The sequence below is a fragment of the Bartonella sp. W8151 genome, assembly GCF_016100385.1.
GTDB lineage: Bacteria > Pseudomonadota > Alphaproteobacteria > Rhizobiales > Rhizobiaceae > Bartonella > Bartonella apis.
In genome coordinates, this window is the sequence record NZ_JACFSO010000005.1 from 86,009 (window position 1) to 105,049 (window position 19,041).

Annotated in this window: 17 protein-coding genes; 5 read left to right on the forward strand and 12 right to left on the reverse strand. The window is 45.8% G+C overall.

Features of this window, described 5'->3' with window-relative positions:
• Positions 1–248 precede the first annotated feature (248 nt).
• Positions 249–1,058, forward strand: a complete 810-nt coding sequence (locus H3V14_RS10485; RefSeq protein ID WP_198228500.1) for a gamma-glutamyl-gamma-aminobutyrate hydrolase family protein — start codon at positions 249–251, stop codon at positions 1,056–1,058.
• Positions 1,059–1,478: 420 nt separating this feature from the next.
• Here the strand turns inward: H3V14_RS10485 and H3V14_RS10490 are convergent, their stop codons facing one another.
• Positions 1,479–2,504, reverse strand: a complete 1,026-nt coding sequence (locus tag H3V14_RS10490) for a LacI family DNA-binding transcriptional regulator (RefSeq protein ID WP_075915506.1) — start codon at positions 2,502–2,504, stop codon at positions 1,479–1,481.
• A gap of 329 nt (positions 2,505–2,833) precedes the next feature.
• On the reverse strand, positions 2,834–3,313 hold the full coding sequence (locus H3V14_RS10495; RefSeq protein WP_198228502.1) for a MarR family winged helix-turn-helix transcriptional regulator: 480 nt from the start codon (positions 3,311–3,313) through the stop codon (positions 2,834–2,836).
• Between the two features lie 193 nt (positions 3,314–3,506).
• Here H3V14_RS10495 and H3V14_RS10500 point away from each other — a divergent pair, with 193 nt between their 5' ends.
• From H3V14_RS10500 to H3V14_RS10510, 3 genes are all read left to right on the forward strand, one after another.
• Positions 3,507–4,250 (forward strand): creatininase family protein, encoded by a 744-nt coding sequence (locus H3V14_RS10500; RefSeq protein ID WP_198214617.1) that lies wholly within the window; start codon positions 3,507–3,509, stop codon positions 4,248–4,250.
• Positions 4,251–4,337: 87 nt separating this feature from the next.
• A complete protein-coding gene (locus H3V14_RS10505) occupies positions 4,338–5,429 on the forward strand; it encodes a GTP-binding protein (RefSeq protein ID WP_198228504.1) in 1,092 nt (363 codons plus the stop codon).
• Between the two features lie 16 nt (positions 5,430–5,445).
• Entirely contained in the window at positions 5,446–6,435 is a 990-nt protein-coding gene (locus H3V14_RS10510) for a WD40 repeat domain-containing protein (protein WP_198214618.1), read from the forward strand.
• An 80-nt stretch (positions 6,436–6,515) separates the two neighbouring features.
• On the opposite strand, the gene H3V14_RS10515 is transcribed toward H3V14_RS10510, so the two are convergent.
• Complete coding sequence (locus H3V14_RS10515; protein ID WP_198228506.1) at positions 6,516–7,631, reverse strand: alkene reductase; 1,116 nt, start codon at positions 7,629–7,631, stop codon at positions 6,516–6,518.
• A 157-nt stretch (positions 7,632–7,788) separates the two neighbouring features.
• Between H3V14_RS10515 and H3V14_RS10520 the strand changes: the two genes are divergently transcribed.
• Positions 7,789–10,098 carry a Tex family protein gene (locus tag H3V14_RS10520; RefSeq protein ID WP_198228508.1) on the forward strand — a complete coding sequence of 770 codons (2,310 nt, stop codon included), beginning with the start codon at positions 7,789–7,791 and terminating at the stop codon, positions 10,096–10,098.
• A 600-nt stretch (positions 10,099–10,698) separates the two neighbouring features.
• On the opposite strand, the gene H3V14_RS10525 is transcribed toward H3V14_RS10520, so the two are convergent.
• From H3V14_RS10525 to H3V14_RS10565, 9 genes are all read right to left on the reverse strand, one after another.
• Positions 10,699–11,151 carry a hypothetical protein gene (locus tag H3V14_RS10525; RefSeq protein WP_198228510.1) on the reverse strand — a complete coding sequence of 151 codons (453 nt, stop codon included), beginning with the start codon at positions 11,149–11,151 and terminating at the stop codon, positions 10,699–10,701.
• Between the two features lie 24 nt (positions 11,152–11,175).
• Entirely contained in the window at positions 11,176–11,835 is a 660-nt protein-coding gene (locus H3V14_RS10530; protein ID WP_198223207.1) for a methionine ABC transporter permease, read from the reverse strand.
• Positions 11,828–12,874, reverse strand: a complete 1,047-nt coding sequence (locus H3V14_RS10535) for a methionine ABC transporter ATP-binding protein (protein ID WP_371809468.1) — start codon at positions 12,872–12,874, stop codon at positions 11,828–11,830. The genes H3V14_RS10530 and H3V14_RS10535 overlap by 8 nt, the downstream gene beginning before the upstream one ends.
• Positions 12,868–13,698 (reverse strand): MetQ/NlpA family ABC transporter substrate-binding protein, encoded by an 831-nt coding sequence (locus tag H3V14_RS10540; protein ID WP_075869193.1) that lies wholly within the window; start codon positions 13,696–13,698, stop codon positions 12,868–12,870. Before H3V14_RS10540 ends, H3V14_RS10535 begins: the two co-directional genes overlap by 7 nt.
• Before the next feature lie 250 nt (positions 13,699–13,948).
• Positions 13,949–14,134, reverse strand: a complete 186-nt coding sequence (locus tag H3V14_RS10545) for a hypothetical protein (protein ID WP_198223209.1) — start codon at positions 14,132–14,134, stop codon at positions 13,949–13,951.
• Positions 14,135–15,150: 1,016 nt separating this feature from the next.
• Complete coding sequence (locus H3V14_RS10550) at positions 15,151–16,185, reverse strand: aspartate-semialdehyde dehydrogenase (protein WP_198228520.1); 1,035 nt, start codon at positions 16,183–16,185, stop codon at positions 15,151–15,153.
• Between the two features lie 662 nt (positions 16,186–16,847).
• Entirely contained in the window at positions 16,848–17,960 is a 1,113-nt protein-coding gene (gene leuB, locus H3V14_RS10555; protein WP_198228522.1) for a 3-isopropylmalate dehydrogenase, read from the reverse strand.
• A gap of 158 nt (positions 17,961–18,118) precedes the next feature.
• Positions 18,119–18,310, reverse strand: coding sequence for a Trm112 family protein (locus H3V14_RS10560; RefSeq protein WP_075915009.1), 192 nt, complete (start codon positions 18,308–18,310; stop codon positions 18,119–18,121).
• A 36-nt stretch (positions 18,311–18,346) separates the two neighbouring features.
• Entirely contained in the window at positions 18,347–19,009 is a 663-nt protein-coding gene (locus H3V14_RS10565) for an LON peptidase substrate-binding domain-containing protein (protein ID WP_198228524.1), read from the reverse strand.
• Between the last annotated feature and the right edge of the window lie 32 nt (positions 19,010–19,041).

Here is a 19,041-nt window from a genome sequence, read left to right on the forward strand (position 1 = left end):
TAACAACAGTCTCTTCTCCCCACCTATTCACAATGCCGGATTATTTCAGAAAAATTGAAACGATTTAGTAGTAACGATAAAACCACATTATTTCCAGTGGTTTTGCTAAAATTTCGTTTTTCACTCTTCTGATCGTGGATAGTTCAGAAAAAAATTTTTCAAATGTTCCTGTCTCAATGAAAACCGGTCGTTTGACAAAATCCCGTTTTCCCTGAATATTGACCGGATAATATATAAAGGGAACACAAATGGCTGATCGTTTAAAGCCGCTTATCGCGGTACCCTCCGATTGCCTCGGATTTGACGGTTATGTCTGGAATGGCGCGCCTGTACAATATCTTGAGGCCGCGTCAAAGGTCGCTGATGTTGCGCCTCTTATCGTGCCGTCACTTGGGCGAGATGCCGATATACAATCCATACTTGCGGTTGTGGACGGTGTTCTTATCACCGGAGCGAAATCCAATGTAAATCCCGCGCGCTATGGCGAAGCCGCCACGACAGATCATGAGCCGTTCGATTTTTCTCGTGATGAAACATCATTTTCCCTCATCCATGCGGCAATCAGGCTAGGTTTGCCGCTTCTTGCCATTTGCCGTGGCATACAGGAACTCAACGTCGCTCTTGGGGGAACATTGTCACCGGCGCTACAAAAAATCCCCGGGAAGCTTGACCATAGAGCCAATGATAAAAGTGACAGTGATAAAAAGTTTGCCATAAGACAACCGGTTCACGTGAGCGAGAATACGTCGCTTTCAAAAATTGTAGGCACCGGCGAAATCATGGTGAATTCAGTTCACCAGCAGGGAATCAATAAGCTCGCGCCACGTCTTGTTGCCGAAGCGACAGCCCCCGATGGCACGATTGAAGCAGTCAGTGTGAAGGATGCAAAAGATTTTTCCCTCGGGGTACAATGGCATCCCGAATATTGGGCAACAAGCGATATACCATCAAACAAGATATTTAAAGCATTTGGCGAAGCCGTTCATCATCATAATGATAAGCGGCTTGAGAAAACGGGTGCCGTAAAAAATAATCACCTTGAAAAAGGCAAGCCGTGAAAAAATAGGAAACACTTATTCCAAAAAATATCGGCTTTTGTGAAAGTACGCTATTCGGAAAAATTATGAAACCTTTTTCGAATTTATGTGCAAGATCTATTTTGTTATGGTTTTTGAGTGTACGGCTTTTTTGCTTTTGTTGCAGCGTTTTCAAAAATTGTTTTTATGAAGCTGGAGCAACCATTCCGGCTTTTTAAAACAGAGTAGAATCCGTTACTGTGTCCGGAGAGAATTGACGCACCAACCGGAAAAAGGTTTTGCTGTTTTTACACCCGAATTCCGCCCCATATTCTGTTTTAAAATTATGCATGGAACTGTCGGAAACGCGAAAAAACAACCGCATTTTATCATAAAGCGAAAGTCACTTTATGATGTCAGAATCATAGATTATCGGAAACGGATATCAGAAAATTAAAGTTTTCAGTCTTTTCGCGGTACCATGCGACCGGTTGATTGGCGAATGTGCAATTCCGGTTTGATAAGATCATGACCATTTTTGACTTCGATTCCGTTTAAAAGGTCAAGGAGCGCACGCGCTGCACGCCTTCCCACTTCCCTTTGTCCATTCCAGACTGTAGTGAGTGCGGGTGTGGCAATTGCAGCTTCCTCGAGATCATCATAACCGGTGACAGAAATATCCCGCCCTGCAACGAGGCCGGCACGGGCAATTCCGTTCATCAAACCGATTGCGGCAAGGTCATTGAAACAGACAGCGGCTGTCGGTTTATCTTTGAGTGCCAGAAATTGTGGTGCAATTTCGAAGCCTGCCTGTTTCGTTCGCGGTCCTTCAAGGCGCCATTCGGGTTTTGCTTCAAGGCCTGCAAGCTGCATGGCATGGCGATAGCCTTCATAACGGTCATGGCCTGTCGAGGTGTAATCGGTGCCGCCAACCATAGCGATGCATTTATGCCCGAGCGAAATAAGATGGTTGGTAGCAAGAGAAATACCATAAGTATCATCGCCACAAAAAACCGGAACATTTACACCTTCGACATGACGGGCGACAAACACAACAGGCAAACCGTTATTTTGCGCCATCTCGATGTCTTTTGCGGGAGTTCCGATTGCCGGTGACATGATGACGCCATCAGCTCCGAGCTGGAGTAACGTTTCCAGAAAATTGCGTTGCTTATCCAACTGGTCATAATGGTTGGAAAGAATGAAGGTTTGCCGCGACCGGTCGAGTTCCGTTTCGATCGAGCGCAATATTTCGGCAAAAAACGGATTCATGATGTCGTGAACAACGACACCGACAATGCCCGAGCGCGATGTGCGCAAGCTTGCTGCGCGCCGGTTATAAATATAACCGATATCACGAGCATAATCCTTGATTCTGTCACGCGTGTCATCTGCTACAAGCGGACTGTCACGCAGCGCAAGTGAAACCGTAGCTGTAGATACATTCAATGCATCGGCAATGGTAGAAAGCTTGATTTTTTGCGACAATGCCCCTCATCCTTATCAAAGATAAAACAACAGCAAGCTTCTGTTACCTTCAAGAAGATTGAATGAATAGCCCATTGGGAGGTTCCGGAAAAGCCTGAAACGTTATTTTCACCTGACAGGTGATAATAAATTTAAAAGGCTTGTCCAAACAAAACTGTGTTATTTCCGGTACCAGACCGCAAACATAAACAAGTTGCAAAGCATCATTGTACTTGAAAGAGCTCACGCCGAATGAAACAAATACGGAAAGCTTGATCGGATGGGAAAAACGGCCTTTTGATAAGCCGGTGGCTATGTTCTTTTTTTAGGAGTTTGGCTCCATCGTCAAACTAGAGAACGTCGTTTTCGCCATTAAGATAAAGGTTGGAAAGTTCCACTTGTTGATTCTGAACATTTTTTTGAATGCGCCCCAATAAAGCAAGCAACATCAGATGCTCTCCCTCGTCGAGCCCGCTTGTGATATCTTTTTCCGTATCGGCAATGGCCGACTTGATAAGCTTGACAATTTTATGACCATCTTTGGTCAGAAAAACATGAAGCTGGCGCTGATCTTTATGGGAACTGCGTTTTGTGACGAAACCTTGTTCCTGAAGTCGCGCAATTGTTTTGGTGATTGTGGGAGGTTTGACGCCCAGCTGTTTTGCAAGATTCCCGGGCGATTGCCCGTCTTTTAATGCCAACGAAAGAATGATTCTGTCCTGGCCTGCGTATAAGCCGAATTCATAAAGTCGGCGTGCCAATAATGTTTTCATCATTCTTGCAGTGGATTGAACAATATCCAATGCAGGTATCTGGTTTTTTTCGACCATTTAAGTTATGTCTCCCCGAAGACGTTTTAAATGAATTATCTGGTTTCTTGTAGTATTCCTGTATGATTCGTATTTTCACTTAGAATTTCATATTCTTCTATAGTGAAGAAAGATAACAAATTCTTGCATAGTGAAGATAGATAACAAAACTCTGTATAAAAAAGAAGAAAATATTTTATCGGGAATTTTAGCATTGAAAGAAAAAGATAAAATTATAGCCATTTTGCCTCTCGGATCGTATGAATATCATGGACAGCATCTGCCTCTTTCCACGGATGCTGTCATTGCAACAGCATTTTCGAAAAAACTTGAAAACAAAACTTGTATTGGAAAAAAGGTTGTTGTTCTCGATAGCGAAGATATTGGTTATTCTATTGAACATGGCGGTCGGGGGGGGACAAAAACACTTGGATATTCTCAAGCAATAGACAGGTGGATCGAAATCGGCGCTGACTGTTACAGAAATGGAATAGACAGATTTCTTATTCTCAATGCTCATGGCGGCAATTCACCATTGATGAACATTGTCATCACCGAATTGCGCAATCGCTTCAAAATGCTTGCTGTCGCAACAAGCTGGGGACGCTTCGGTCTTCCCGAAGGGATGATGACAGTTGAAGAAAAAGAGCTTGATATTCATGCCGGCTTTATCGAAACTTCGCTCATGCTTTACCTTGCACCTGAAGAAGTAAAAATGGGCAAAGCACAAAATTTTGCCAATTGGCAGAAAGAGCTCAAAGAAAAATTCAAATATTTAAGAGCCTATGGACCATTTCCTTTTGGCTGGCAAATGGCAGATCTCAACAGAAAGGGTGTTGCGGGAAATGCGCTTGCCGCGAATAAAGAGGCAGGAAAGGCAATTTTCGATCACGCCCTGAAAGGTTTTCGCGAGTTACTCGAAGATATGTTTGCGTTTGACGTTGATGATCTTTCCTAGAAAGCACCGGTTCAAAAGGTAGAAATCGGTATTGAGAAAGCCTATATCGACAACAGTAAAAATTCCCGTCATTTGAAAGGTCATGCTATGAGCGAGACTGAAAAAACACCCCGTAAAATTCCGGTAACTGTTCTGACCGGTTATCTGGGGGCTGGTAAAACCACGCTTCTTAACCGGATTTTGACAGAAAATCATGGCAAGCATTATGCTGTCATTGTTAATGAATTCGGCGAGATCGGTATTGACAATGATCTGATTGTCGAATCCGACGAAGAAATTTACGAGATGAATAATGGTTGTATCTGCTGCACAGTGCGCGGCGACCTGGTCCGTGTTGTTGATGGTTTGATGCGTCGTCCGGGTCGGTTTGACGGTATCATTATCGAAACAACCGGTCTTGCCGATCCGGTTCCTGTTGCACAGACATTTTTTATGGATGATGATGTCAGGGCAAAATCGCAACTTGATGCTGTTGTCGCGCTGGTTGACGCAAAACATTTGCCGTTGGAGTTGAAAGATAGCAGAGAAGCAGAAGACCAGATTGCTTTTGCCGACGTGGTCCTTTTGAACAAGACCGATCTTGTCAGCCCGCAGGAACTTGCCGATGTCGAAGCAACAATACGTGCAATCAATCCTTCTGCTTTTATCTTTCGCACTCAACGTTCCAATGTCGATTTGAACGAAGTGCTTGATCGCGGTGCGTTCGATTTGAGCCGTGCTCTAGAAAATGACCCTCATTTTCTTGATCATGACGAAGAAGAGGAAGAACATGTTTGTGGGCCAGAATGCGATCACGATCATGATCATCACCACCATCATCATGACCACGACCACGAACATCACCACCATGACGGGGAGGAGCATGTCCATGGGGCAGCGCTTCACGATGTAACAGTGAAATCCGTTTCCTTACGGGCGGGCGAGCTTGATCCGGGCAAGTTTTTCCCTTGGATCCAGCAAATCACCCAGACTCAAGGGCCGGATATTTTAAGACTGAAAGGCATTATCGCTTTCAAAGGTGATAAGGACCGTTATGTCGTACAAGGTGTCCATATGATTTTGGAAGGCGACAGCCAGAGACCGTGGAAAGAAGGCGAAAAGCATGAAAGCCGTCTGGTCTTTATCGGCCGCAAACTTGATGCCGAAAAGCTCAAAGCCGGCTTCGAAAATTGTGCCTGATTTTTGAGAGGATTCTATGCCGACAATTGCACATTGTGACCTCGACAGCTATTGCCTGTTGGCGGGGTTTTTAGATGACCAGCCGGTCTTTGTGACGGCAAGTGGTGAAATCACCCTGCTTGGCGACAAGCAAAAGGTAGTCGAGGCGCATGAAGGGATTGCCTCTGTTGCTTTATCGAGAGACAAGAAATCTGTTATTACCGGCGGTGAAGACGGCCGGATTTGCCGCACGAAGAGTGATCTTCAATGCAGCGAACTTGCCCATCACGAAAAAAAGTGGATCACTTCGGTTGCAGCCGGTCCCGACAATTCTTACGCCTTTGCTTTTTCACGCACGGCATGGGCCGATGGCGGCAAGGGGGCCGATGGAGGCAAGGGGCTTCAGGAGTTTGATCACGAGCGCAGCGTTGAAGATCTTGCTTTTGCACCAAAAGGCCTAAGATTTGCGGTGGCACGATATAATGGCGTGACATTGCATTGGCTTGGTGCTGACACCAAGCCTACCGACCTTACATGGAAAGGCGCACATTTTGCTGTTACATTTTCGCCCGATGGCCGCTATGTCATTTCGTCGATGCAGGAAAATGCCTTGCATGGCTGGCGGTTGAGTGATGACCAGCATTTGCGCATGAGCGGCTATCCGGCAAAGGTCAAAAGTTGGTCATGGAGTGCCAAAGGTAAGTGGCTTGCCACGTCCGGCGCTCCGGCTGCCATTGTCTGGCCGTTTCAGGCTAAAGATGGCCCGATGGGAAAAGCCCCCCTTGAACTCGGCACTCGTGCTGATGCCATGGTCACATGTGTGTGCTGCCATCCGGAAGAAGACATTGTTGCTGCCGGTTTCAATGACGGCATGATTTTGTTCATCCGCTTTGCCGATGCGAAAGAAGTGCTTTTGCGCCGTCCAGGAAAAGGTGCCATTTCAACCATGGCCTGGGATGATAAAGGCTATCGGCTGGCATTCGGCTCGGAAAGTGGTGAAGCAGGCATTATCGATATTTCTGCCTGAGAGCGGAAACGGAATTTTTTTAAATAAAATAAAACCACCTGCTTTACGCAGGTGGTTTTTTATTGGAAAGCTAAAACCTGTCACCCCAAAGTCGGGTAATCGGTATAGCCTTTTTCATTGCCGCCATAGAGCGTTGCCTGGTCCACCTCGTTCCATGGAGCATGCTCCTTGATACGACGGACAAGATCGGGATTGGCAATAAACGGACGGCCGAAAGACACAATATCGGCATAGCCGGACCCGACAGCTTTTTCAGCCATTTCGGCAGTATAGCCATTATTGACCATCCACGCACCATTGCCACCGGCATCGCGATAGACGTGTTTCAAACGCTTATAGTCGAATGCATAATCGGCTTCCGTATAATTGCGGTCGCCTCCTGTGGCGCCTTCTATCAAGTGAATGAAAGCAAGCTCATAGGCTGCCAAAGCATCGACATAAAAATCAAAAAGCGGCTGCGGATCCGGATCATGGGCATCATTGGCGGGCGTGACCGGAGAAATGCGGATACCTGTTCTGCCACCACCGATTTCTTTTGCAACGGCTTCCGCAACAAGGAGCGGAAAACGGCAACGGTTTTCAATCGACCCGCCGAATTCATCGGTGCGGTGGTTCGATTCGGAGCGCAAGAACTGGTCGAGCAAATAGCCATTGGCCGAGTGAATTTCCACGCCGTCAAAACCGGCAATATCGACAGCATTGCGTGCCGCTTTGCGATAATCATCAATAATACCGGGAATTTCTGATGCGTCCAATGCACGTGGTGTCGATGTTTGTACAAATTCACCCTGACCATTCTTGTCTTTAATATAGGTTCGGGCTTTTGCCTGAAGGGCAGAAGGGGCAACAGGCGGTTTTCCTGAAGGTTGGAGTGAACTGTGGGAAATACGTCCCGTGTGCCAAAGCTGGGCAACAATTTTGCCGCCTTCTTCATGAACGGCATCGGTTACTTTTTTCCAGCCGGCAAGCTGGGCTTTCTCGTAAAGGCCCGGAACGTCGATATTGCCTTGTCCCTGTTGTGAAATAGCCGTACCCTCCGAGACAATAAGGCCGGCGGACGAACGTTGGCGATAATAGACAACGTTCAAATCATTGGGTGTTGCATTGGGCGAACGAGCGCGAGTCAACGGCGCCATGGCAATGCGGTTTTTTAGAACAAGGTCTCCTGCCTTGATCGGGTCAAAAAGTGATGTCATGAAAAGCCCCTTTCATATTGGCTGCAAATTTAAACATAAGGTGAACCGGCCCGATTAAAAAGGGCTTGATTAATTTTTATGAGGGGAAGGATTATGGTTGCGTTCCGGTTTGCAATCCGTAATCTCTTCTTGAAATTGAAAGAATCTGGTAAATAGAATGACTACAATTGCGCAATCAATCTGCCAAACAATTGCTGGTGATATCAAGGCAAGTCAATCTCAGGTTGCTGCCGCTATCGGCCTCATTGACGAGGGGGCAACCATTCCCTTCATTGCCCGCTATCGCAAGGAAGTAACCGGTGGCCTTGATGATGGCCAATTGCGCCTGTTGTCGGAACGGCTCATTTATCTTCGTGAAATGGAAGCACGCCGTGAAGCGATTATTCAAGCTATTCGCGAACAGAACAAGCTTAGTCCGGAACTGGAAGAATCTTTAAGAAAAGCAAGCTCGAAGGCTGAATTGGAAGACCTTTATCTGCCGTTCAAGCCGAAGCGGCGCACCCGTGCCGAAATTGCCAAAGAAAACGGATTATTGCCGCTTGCCGAGGAAATTTTGAAAAATCGAAACGAAGAGCCGGAACTTCTTGCCAAAGATTATATCAATGACAAAATTGCCGATGTCAAAGCTGCTCTTGATGGTGTTCGCGATATTATTGCGGAAACCATGGCGGAAAATGCCGAACTCATCGGAAATTTACGCCACTATATGCAATCACATGCCTTTATCCATGCCAAGGTTATTGCCGGTAAAGAAGAGGAAGGTGCGAAATTTTCCGATTATTTCGACCATAGAGAAAAATGGTCAACTGTGCCAAGTCATCGCGCATTGGCAATGTTTCGAGGGCGTAATGAAGAAGTTCTGAATGTCGATATTGAAGTCGACGAAGATATTCCAAATGGCGAAAAACCGGTCATAAAGCTTATCAAACAGGCCTATCAAATCGGCGATCAGCTTCCCGGAGATATTTTTCTTGTGAGTGTCGCCTTATGGGCATGGCGCGTAAAGTTATCTTTACATCTTTCGCTTGATTTGATGCGCGATTTGCATGAGCGCGCCGATGAAGAAGCAATTTCAGTCTTTGCCCGTAACCTGAAAGCACTTTTATTGGCTGCACCGGCGGGTGAAAGGGCAACAATGGGACTTGATCCGGGTATTCGCACTGGTGTCAAGGTTGCAGTGGTCGATAAAACCGGAAAACTCAAGGAAACCGCAACTATCTATCCGTTCCCGCCCAAAAATGATGTTCGCGGTGCAGAGGCAGTGCTTGCAGCTCTCATTAAAAAACATCAGGTTGATCTCATCGCTATCGGTAACGGCACAGCAAGCCGCGAAACAGAAAAACTTGTTGGCGATTTGTTGAAACATATGACTGCACCCCGTCCGACAAAAGTCATTGTTTCGGAAGCCGGTGCTTCTGTCTATTCGGCGTCCGAACTTGCAGCCAACGAATTTCCCGAACTTGATGTATCACTGCGCGGGGCAGTGTCGATTGCACGGCGTTTGCAGGACCCGCTTGCCGAATTGGTTAAAATCGAACCGAAATCTATCGGTGTTGGGCAATATCAGCATGATGTCGACCAGTTCGAGTTGATGAGAGCGTTGGACGGTGTTGTCGAAGATGCGGTGAATGCCGTGGGGGTTGACCTCAACACCGCTTCGCCATCTCTGCTTGCCCGTGTTTCGGGGGTGGGGGCATCATTGGCCGATGCAATTGTTGCTTATCGTGATGAAAATGGCCCATTCAAAAATCGTAACGGGTTGAAGTCGGTACCACGCCTCGGTGCAAAAACATTCGAGCAATGTGCTGGTTTCTTACGTATCCGGAATGGCGATGAACCGCTTGATGCTTCGGCAGTACATCCGGAAGCCTATAGCGTTGCACGAAAAATTGTTGCTGCATGTGGCCGTGACTTGCGTTCATTGATGGGCGATAGTGCTGCATTGAAAAAACTCGACCCGAAAACATTTATTGACGAGCGATTCGGTTTGCCGACTGTTAAAGATATTTTGAGCGAATTGGAAAAACCCGGTCGTGATCCGCGACCGGAATTCAAAACAGCAACTTTTGCCGAAGGTGTTGACGAAATTTCGGACCTCAAACCGGGCATGAAACTTGAAGGAACCGTGACCAATGTTGCCAATTTTGGAGCATTTGTCGATATAGGCGTGCATCAGGACGGGCTTGTCCATATTTCGCAACTTGCCGACACTTATGTGAGTGATCCGCATAAAGTTGTGAAAGCCGGAGATATTGTTTCTGTGACAGTGCTTGATGTCGATAGCGCACGCAAACGCATCTCGCTAAGCATGAAAAAACATGCTGATGATCCGGATAGTCATGGAAAAGCCGCTTCTTCGGAAAATTCGCAACGTAATCACTCGCAACAGATGAAAAATAAAAAGTTAGCCTCTCAAGAGGGCAGTTTCGGTTCGGCTCTTGCTGAAGCATTGCGCAAACGCCATTAAAAAATACCGCCACGACTATTAAACTTCGAGGGGAAAACCGGATTTTTTAACATGCGCGCTTTGTTGAAGATAGAATAACAGCGTCTGATTTGCCGAACGAAGAATGATTGTGTTTTAAAAGACAAAAATTGCCTGTTTTAAAAACAGCAATGAAACATTATCGGGCAAGGCTTTTTATGATCGGACAAAGCCTTGCACTCAATCATCACAGGGAAAGAGTGACTTCCGGTTTTTATGCCGAACGGCATTTGTCTTGTTTATCAGGGCTTGTGAAGGTCTCCGTTAATCAAAACGTTCATGTTAAAGAGTTGCAAGCGCCAATCGGGATAAGTGCGAGAAAAACCGGAAACGCGGATAGGCGCGCGCTTAAGCGTGTCTCCGGCGCTTGTTCGCGCCCGCGAAAGTTTTTAAGCTATAATGAAACTGGACATCGTTTCAGGAAAGAGTGAATTTCTATTTATAAAGCCAGTGTTTGTTCTTTTGCCCGTTTTGTTGCATTCCGATAGCAAGCCATTATGGGCAATCATGAATAAATATGAGCGCAATAAAAACAAAAAGCCGGTTTAACCGGCCTTTTATTATAATCGATTCGTTTTTCGTTTATTTCTTTTGGGGCTTAGCCGCTTTTTGACTGTCAAGCTGTTTATAGGCTTCCGTCAATTCCGATTGCATGGGAGCACAATGTTTGGTGCGTGCAATGTCCTGCAATACGCCATTACGATTGCGCAATGCATCGATTTCTACTCTTTCCGGCGATTTCGGATCCATGAAAAACCATGCAGGAAAGAAGAAAATACCGGCTGCCCCCAATGCAACATTCTTTCCTTGTGCATTTGTGCGCTCATGGATGACTGCTTTAATCTGGCGTTCATTGGCGTGGAATTCTCGTGAAATACCTGCACAATCCATGACACTGTCGTTCGGATTGGTTAAAGCGACCGGATGGGCGTCGCGTCCACCACAGCCGGAAAGCAGCATGGAAGCGGCAATTAAAGTGGCAATCGGAGCCACAGACACGAAATTTGTCAACGGGCTTTTGTTATCTTTCATCATTGTTTCCCCCTTTAGGTGAAATGGCTAACGTTTCGAGCGGTCAAGCTTGCGGGCCAACCGGTCACCGCAGGATTGCACAACCAGATTCATGATAATCAGAACACCGATAACAATGTTCATAATCTCCGGATTATAGCGTTGATAGCCATAGCGGATCGCCATGTCACCAAGACCGCCACCCCCCAGAAAACCGGCAAGCGACGTTGCACTGATAATTGAAATAACCATCACAGTAAAGCCGGTCACGAGGCTTGAAAATGATTCCGGTACAATGACATTGGTAACAATTTGCATGCGTGAAGCGCCCATTGAGCGGATAGCTTCGACAAGTCCCTTGTCAACCCCACGAAATGACAGTTCTGCCAAACGCGCATAAAGTGGTGTTGCCGATAATATCAGCACAAAGATAACAGATTTGATGCCGACACCGGTGCCGACGACAATGCGCGTCACGGGAAGAAGGTAAAAAGCGAAAATGATAAACGGAATGGCGCGCACACAGTTGACAAGGAAGCTTAATAACCGGTTAAGATTTTCCTTGGGAAACAGGCTTCCCTTTGCCGTCATATAAAGGATGAGCCCGATCGGCAAACCCAGAATGAGCGCCATCAGCGAAGAACTCACCGTCATGATGATGGTGTCTATAATCGCTTTCGGCAATTCTTTTGAAAGTACATCATACATAACCGAGAACCTCGCAATAGCGGCCATGCTTGATAAGCCAGGAAACCGCCTTGTCAAGTTTGTCTTTGTCTTTCGCCGGAAGGCCTAGAAAGAAACGGCCGACCGGTTCTCCCTGAATCGTATCAATGCCGCCATGAAGAATGCGCGGGATCAATCCGCTTTCATATTCTATCAAATGCAGGAACGGTTCTCTTGCTACGTCACCGGCAATATTGAGCTCGATAACAGCTTCATCGCCTTCCGGCTTCAACCTTTTGGCAAATTCGGCCGGTAATTGTGGTGTCACAATGCGCAGCATCGCAATAGTGGTATCATCTTGGGGAGAAGCAAAAATATCTCTTACCAACCCCTCTTCAACAATTTTACCCTTGTTCAGCACGACAACGCGGTTGGCAATGGAACTTACGACTTCCATTTCATGCGTAATCAGAACCACTGTGAGATTGAGCCTTTTATTGATATCGGCAATCAATTCAAGGATGGATTGGGTTGTTTCCGGATCAAGTGCCGAAGTTGCCTCATCGGATAAGAGCACTTTCGGATTTGCAGCCAAGGCTCTCGCAATGCCGACGCGCTGTTTTTGCCCGCCGGAGAGCTCGGCCGGAAAATGTTGTTCTTTCCCTTTGAGGCTCACAAGCTCGATAAGTTCCATAGCCCGTTCACGGCGTTTTTCTTTCGGCACACCAGCAAGCTTTAATGGCAATGCAACATTGTCGATCACACGTTTCGATGACAACAGGTTGAAATGCTGGAAAATCATGCTGATGCGTTGACGATAGGGCGCCCATTCGCTTTCGCTTAAATGCGAAACGTCATGGCCTTCAAAGAAGATTTGTCCTTCATCAATGCATTCAAGACCATTGAGACAGCGAATAAGCGTGGATTTACCGGCGCCGCTGCGCCCGATAATTCCAAGAATTTCGCCTTTTTCAATATCAAGTGACAAATGGTCAACGGCCGCCGTTTGGGAAAAACGACGGCTGATATTTTTAAGTGATATGATTGGTTCGGATGCTGAACCCATTTTCGAATTTACCATAATGGCTGGGCAGTTACGCCAAACACTTCCTTGATTTTTGCGCGAACCGGTTCCGAATTATAGGCAGCAACGAGTTTTTTCACCCATGGTTCGTCTTTATCGGCGGTGCGTACGACAATAATATTGTTATAGGGATTATTTTCGGACTTTTCCCAAGCAATCGCATCTTTATCGGGTTTGAGGCCAGTGGTCAAAGCCCAGTTGGTATTGACAACGGCAATGTCGAAATCATCAATGGCACGACCGAGCATACCGGCATCAAGCTCGCGAATTTCAAGTTTTTTAGGGTTTTCGACAATATCAAGCTTGGAAGCAAGAACATTGTTCGGGTCTTTGAGTTTGATCAATCCCATATCATTTAATAGACGGAGCGCGCGGCCACCATTTGACGGGTCGTTGGGAACGCCGACGACAGCACCGTCACGAAGCTCTTTCAAGTCTTTGATTTTGTGGGAATAGACGCCCATCGGGAAAAGCACTGTATAGCCCACGACGGAAAGTTTGTAACCGCGCTGTTCGATTTGCGCGTCGAGGTAGGGTTTATGTTGAAATGAATTTGCGTCAATATCACCGGCATTGACGGCTTCATTCGGCAAGGCGTAATCGGAGAAAAAAACAAGGTCAATGTTGAGGCCTTGTTTTTTGGCTTCCTGAACAGCAACCTTCCAAACTTCCGATTCTTCACCTTCCATCGTTCCAAGCTTGATGCTGGTTTTATCTTCGGCATAAGCGAGAACCGGTGCCAAAGCTGAAACACTTGCAAAAGTGGCAAAAGAAAAAGCAAGCCCGAGAACTGTACGTCTTTTGATTTTATCAAGAAACATTATTGAAACCCTTCATATTCTTTTCAGGATGTTTCATCTCAAAACATAGGCTGAAAAATTTCCGTTCATTCATTGGTTTTAAAAATTCTGAATGCCGGTTCTAACAGGGCCCAAGATTTTCTAACCAATATGCCGATCAGTTTTACCGGAAGTGGTATAAAAACCAAGCAACATTTTCAATAGACATTAGTCATGTGGCAGGATGATTTTTTTATAAATAATCAAATAAAGGAAAATATTTTTTTGTGTATCAGTGAGAGTGCTTGCCGTTGTGAAAAAGTTGAGGAAGCAGCCAACACAAAATCGAAAAGAAAATCAGCATCATTAGTGCGACGCCCATGCGGATGAAGTCAAAATTCGTTGCGTCTTCAGGAATAAAAAGTGCGGTGATATAACCGGCACAATCTAATATAACCTGTGCAACAGCGCGTATCATTTTTGCCTCCACATATTACCGGAAGATTGACCGGTATTTCTGCATGGTTTTCTTGATTTAGTTTTATATACAATCATGAATGTTGCAAAGATAAAAAACTATCTTTTGGTAAAAAAGGCCGATTTGCAGCATTTTTGTTATTTAAAACGGTTTTAAATTATCTTTCAGGTGCTATTGACTCTCGAAAAACGCAGTTTCTCTGCAATTATCTCTCCAACTTCGTCAATCTTCATGAGTCGCTGGAATTTTCTCCGTTTGCCTTTTTGTTCGAAATCTATCATTCAATACTGAAAATGGTCAGAGTGTTTTAGAGAAAATTCAAAGACTTTTATGGGGGAAGAATTTACGGCGTTAGCCCCGTCGCTAAAGCCTGATCAAACTTTTCTGTAACTTATCCCTGTTTTGTTTTGCATATGTTTTCTTGCCAGACAGCCACGTTGTTATTTTAAAAATTCCGGTTTTAAAAAATCGCGCGGGAAAATAAAAGTTTTCGGAATTGAAATCTTTATTTCGCTTGAGGACCGACAGAAAAGCGGGAAGGCCGACAAAATGGGGAAAAGCCTACAAAAATGAGGGAATGCCGGAAAGGTAGGGGATGTTCGGAAAGGCGCGGCGAAAATAAGCTTAATTAAAACTGCCGCGTTTTTTTAAGGCTGGAAAAGCATATTTTCTTCTAAAAAAACTTGCAAAGAAAGAGTTTCCATTATCAACCCCGTTGCGGGTTTTGAACTTAGCTGTGATGGAGAGCAACTATAGAGAATAAAACTCTCCCATAAATATCGGAAGCACTTATCGGAAAGTGTTTCATTGGCTTTATAGGAATTGTGCACCAGCATTGATTCATGATGCGGTTTATTCCCGTTTTTTGTTCAAGATTGGAATAAAGCTGCCGTCATTAACGAATGATAGTTTCGAGATTAAAAAATACCCCTGCGAGAAAATCCCGTCAGGGGTATTTTTATCTTTTCAAAACGGCGTTGAAGCTCGTAAAGTCAAAATATGCTTTGACTAAGTTTTTATGCTTGGGCTTTTTTAGGTGTAATCAGATTACGGGCGATCAGAAGTTCGGCAATCTGCACCGCATTAAGCGCTGCACCTTTGCGCAAATTATCGGCAACAACCCAGAAAGACAGGCCGTTTTCAACAGTGATATCCTCGCGGATGCGGCTGACAAATGTGTCGTCTTCTCCGGCTGATTCATAAGGTGTCATATAGCCGCCGTCCTCATGCTTGTCGACAACCTGACAACCTGGAGCATTGCGCAGAATTTCACGGGCTTCATCGGCACTGATGGGCTTTTCAAACTCGACATTGACTGCCTCGCCATGACCGATGAAAACCGGAACACGAACAGCAGTAGCAGTAAGCTTGATTTTTGGATCAAGCATTTTTTTGGTTTCGGCAACCATTTTCCATTCTTCTTTGGTGTAGCCGTCTTCCATAAATACGTCGATATGGGGAATAACGTTGAAAGCAATACGCTTGGTAAATTTACGTACTGTAATAGGGTCTGCCACAAAAACCGCGCGCGATTGCTCGAAGAGCTCGTCCATTCCTGCCTTGCCGGCACCGGAAACAGATTGATAGGTTGAAACCACAACACGCTTAATGGTTGCAGCATCATGCAGAGGTTTTAGAGCAACCAGAAGCTGGGCTGTCGAGCAGTTCGGATTGGCGATAATATTATGTGTTTTAAAACCTTCGATTGCATCCGGATTGACTTCCGGAACAATGAGCGGAACATCAATATCATAACGCCAGGCAGAAGAATTATCGATAACGACAGCACCCGCAGCGCCGATCTTTGGTGCCCATTGTTTGGAAACATCGCCACCGGCAGACATCAGGCAAATATCGGTGTCAGAAAAATCGTAATTATCAAGAACTTTGGCCTTCAATGTTTTGTCACCGAAAGAAACTTCTGTTCCCAATGAACGATGCGAGGCGAGTGGTACAACTTCATCAGCCGGAAAACCACGCTCTTCAAGGATGTTGAGCATTTCTCGCCCAACATTTCCCGTAGCACCTACAACAGCAACCTTAAAACCCATTTAATCAGAACTCCTGTCTCTCTCCGTGTTTTGTGAAGAAGCCCGGCGGCCGTCAGGCTTACCCCCCGGGCCGCACCCGGGAGAGAGCAGGTTGGCCAAGGGACGTCAGATAATTTTCTTTGTCGTTTTTTTGTGGCCAATAATTGTCAAGGATGCGCAGCAGTCATCAAAGCCGCGATGGCAGCTCGGAAACCGATTGATATGGAACCCGTAAAAGCCCATTTTTAAACTCCTTGATTGCATTGGTTTTAGCGTATTTTCAACCTCTGTCAAGAAACACGATAGCAATCAACTATTTTTCATAGTGAATTCTTGTGGTCTTAACAGGTTGCATAAGAAAATCTTGCCATTTTATCAGAGGTCGAGACGAAGATTTGCACATCAGGAAAGCTTGAATTTCAAGCACTTGAAAGGAGAAGCAGTTAGCAGCAAAAATTTTTGAAAGTTTCAAGGCTGATGAAACCGGTTCTGAATATCTAAAAGCAATAAAGCTATTGAAAAACAGTCTAAAAATCGCAGCTTCCCGCCGTTTTCGGGGTTTATCTTTATTCAAAAAACAAAGTTTATTGATACTTGGCCGGCGCCATTTGAGCTTGACCGGAATTAATCCGGTCAAGTTTTTCACGAAAGTCCATTCATCAATCCCGTCAGGAAAGCAGGTTTCATGCAACCATGGTTTTGAATTTTTGCAAAATGGCATCCCCCATTTCACTGGTTGAAACTTTTTTCATGCCTTCCGAATAAATGTCGGCTGTGCGCACACCATCATCAAGAACGGCAGAAATCGCTTTTTCCAGCCGGTCGGCTTCTGCCCCCATGAGGAAAGAATAGCGCAGACACATAGCAAGTGACGCGATCATTGCGATAGGATTGGCAATGCCTTTTCCGGCAATGTCGGGAGCAGAGCCATGAACCGGTTCATAAAGCGCATGGCGCTTGCCGGTTTTCTTGTCTTCTTCTCCCAGCGAGGCAGAAGGCAACATGCCGAGCGAACCCGTGAGCATAGCTGCAATGTCGGAGAAAATGTCGCCGAAAAGATTGTCGGTCACAATAACATCGAACTGCTTGGGCGCGCGCACCAATTGCATGCCGCCGGAATCGGCCAGCATATGTTCAAGCGTTACATCCTTATAGTCCTTGTCATGGACTTCTGTAACGACTTCGTTCCAGAGAATGCCGGTTTTCATGACATTGTGTTTTTCAAGAGACGTCACTTTGTTTTTGCGGGTGCGCGCAAGGTCGAAAGCAACCCTTGCAATGCGGTCAATCTCGTAAGTGTCATAAATCTGGGTATCAATTGCGCGTTTTTGCCCATGATCGAGTTCGATAATTTCTTTCGGCTCGCCGAAATAGACGCCGCCCGTGAGCTCGCGTATTATCAAAATATCAAGTCCATCAACAAGTTCGCGTTTAAGCGACGAGGCAGAAGCAAGCGAGGGGTAGCAAATGGCCGGTCGCAAATTGGCAAACAGACCGAGATCCTTGCGCAGCCGCAACAACCCGGCTTCGGGTCTTACTTCATAAGGTACTTTTGCCCATTTTGGACCACCAACAGCGCCAAAAAGCACAGCATCGGCTGCCAAAGCCCGTTTCATATCGTCTTCGGAAATTGCCGTGCCATAAGCATCATAAGCGGCACCCCCGACAAGCCCTTCTTCACATTCGAAATCAAGCCCGAGTTCTTTATCCATATAAGCAATGATTTTTTTAACTTCGGCCATCGACTCAACGCCGATTCCGTCTCCGGGAAGAAGAAAGAGTTTTCTGGAAGCCATAATGATTGTGCCCTCTCAAATAATCAAAACGATTGGACAACAAAATTCCAGGCGGTCTCGATAACAATATAAAGGATCACCCGCCTTGAATGGAATAATGTGACCACAATTTACGTTATAGCATGCTCTTTCGAAAGCGAAACAAGGTTTTGGAAAAATTATATTTCGTTTTCTTCCAACGGGCGAGCCTCGGAGGCGAGCATAATCGGTATGCCGTCACGAATAGGAAAAGCGAGCCTCGCCTTTTTGGAAACAAGTTCCTGCCGTTCTTTGTCATAGTGAAGCTCGCCCCCTGTTACAGGGCATATGAGGAGTTCAAGCATTTTCGGGTCGGTCGTATATGTTACCATCAGTCCATGTCCAATTATTCAAACCGCTAATGGCATTCAATTGAGCGGTTTTTCATCACCACTGTGTTCCATAAGCGAGCGTTCTGTCAGAGCAACGAGGGTCGCCGCGCGGGCGACAATATCGGGTGCTTCAAGAAGTGCCTGCTTTTCGGCGGTTCCGAAAGGCGCCATGATAGAAAGCGCATTGACGAGTGATTCTGTTGGTGCCTGCATGATCGAATCCCAATCGGCTTCCATTTCGTGGGCATCAAGAAATTTTTCAAAAGTATCAAGAAGCTCTTCGCGATTGATTTTATCACCTGTATCCAGTTCTACAAGATCGCTCTCATCAATCGAAATTTTTGCAATCCGGTAAGGTTTGTCACTTGCAATTTCTTTTTGAAGTTTGAAACGACAAACACCCTGTAGGCCGATCATCAGCCGGCCGTCCCCCGTTTCGGCATAACTTGTGATGCGCCCGATACAGCCGGTTTTATAAAGCTCCGGCTTTTCGGGATTCTTTGATTCCGGTTCGGGCTGGATAATGCCGATCAACCGGTTTCCCTTCATTGCGTCTTCAACGAGTTCCAGATAACGCGGCTCGAAAATATTAAGCGGCAAATAGCCATTTGGCAAAAGAAGAACCCCTTCAAGCGGAAATAGACCGATTTCGTCGGGCAGGTCTTTCACCTGAATATAATGGGCATTTCCAGCTTTCATTGTTTTTTATCGTCCAGAGCCTTAAAGGTTTG

Coding starts and splice junctions, on each gene's coding strand:
- leuB (WP_198228522.1), bottom strand. CDS start 17,960: ATGGCTTCCAGAAAACTCTTTCTTCTTCCCGGAGACGGAATCGGCGTT.
- H3V14_RS10540 (WP_075869193.1), bottom strand. CDS start 13,698: ATGTTTCTTGATAAAATCAAAAGACGTACAGTTCTCGGGCTTGCTTTT.
- H3V14_RS10530 (WP_198223207.1), bottom strand. CDS start 11,835: ATGTATGATGTACTTTCAAAAGAATTGCCGAAAGCGATTATAGACACC.
- H3V14_RS10525 (WP_198228510.1), bottom strand. CDS start 11,151: ATGATGAAAGATAACAAAAGCCCGTTGACAAATTTCGTGTCTGTGGCT.
- H3V14_RS10485 (WP_198228500.1), top strand. CDS start 249: ATGGCTGATCGTTTAAAGCCGCTTATCGCGGTACCCTCCGATTGCCTC.
- H3V14_RS10535 (WP_371809468.1), bottom strand. CDS start 12,874: ATGGTAAATTCGAAAATGGGTTCAGCATCCGAACCAATCATATCACTT.
- H3V14_RS10495 (WP_198228502.1), bottom strand. CDS start 3,313: ATGGTCGAAAAAAACCAGATACCTGCATTGGATATTGTTCAATCCACT.
- H3V14_RS10565 (WP_198228524.1), bottom strand. CDS start 19,009: ATGAAAGCTGGAAATGCCCATTATATTCAGGTGAAAGACCTGCCCGAC.
- H3V14_RS10505 (WP_198228504.1), top strand. CDS start 4,338: ATGAGCGAGACTGAAAAAACACCCCGTAAAATTCCGGTAACTGTTCTG.
- H3V14_RS10545 (WP_198223209.1), bottom strand. CDS start 14,134: ATGATACGCGCTGTTGCACAGGTTATATTAGATTGTGCCGGTTATATC.
- H3V14_RS10520 (WP_198228508.1), top strand. CDS start 7,789: ATGACTACAATTGCGCAATCAATCTGCCAAACAATTGCTGGTGATATC.
- H3V14_RS10560 (WP_075915009.1), bottom strand. CDS start 18,310: ATGGTAACATATACGACCGACCCGAAAATGCTTGAACTCCTCATATGC.
- H3V14_RS10510 (WP_198214618.1), top strand. CDS start 5,446: ATGCCGACAATTGCACATTGTGACCTCGACAGCTATTGCCTGTTGGCG.
- H3V14_RS10550 (WP_198228520.1), bottom strand. CDS start 16,185: ATGGGTTTTAAGGTTGCTGTTGTAGGTGCTACGGGAAATGTTGGGCGA.
- H3V14_RS10515 (WP_198228506.1), bottom strand. CDS start 7,631: ATGACATCACTTTTTGACCCGATCAAGGCAGGAGACCTTGTTCTAAAA.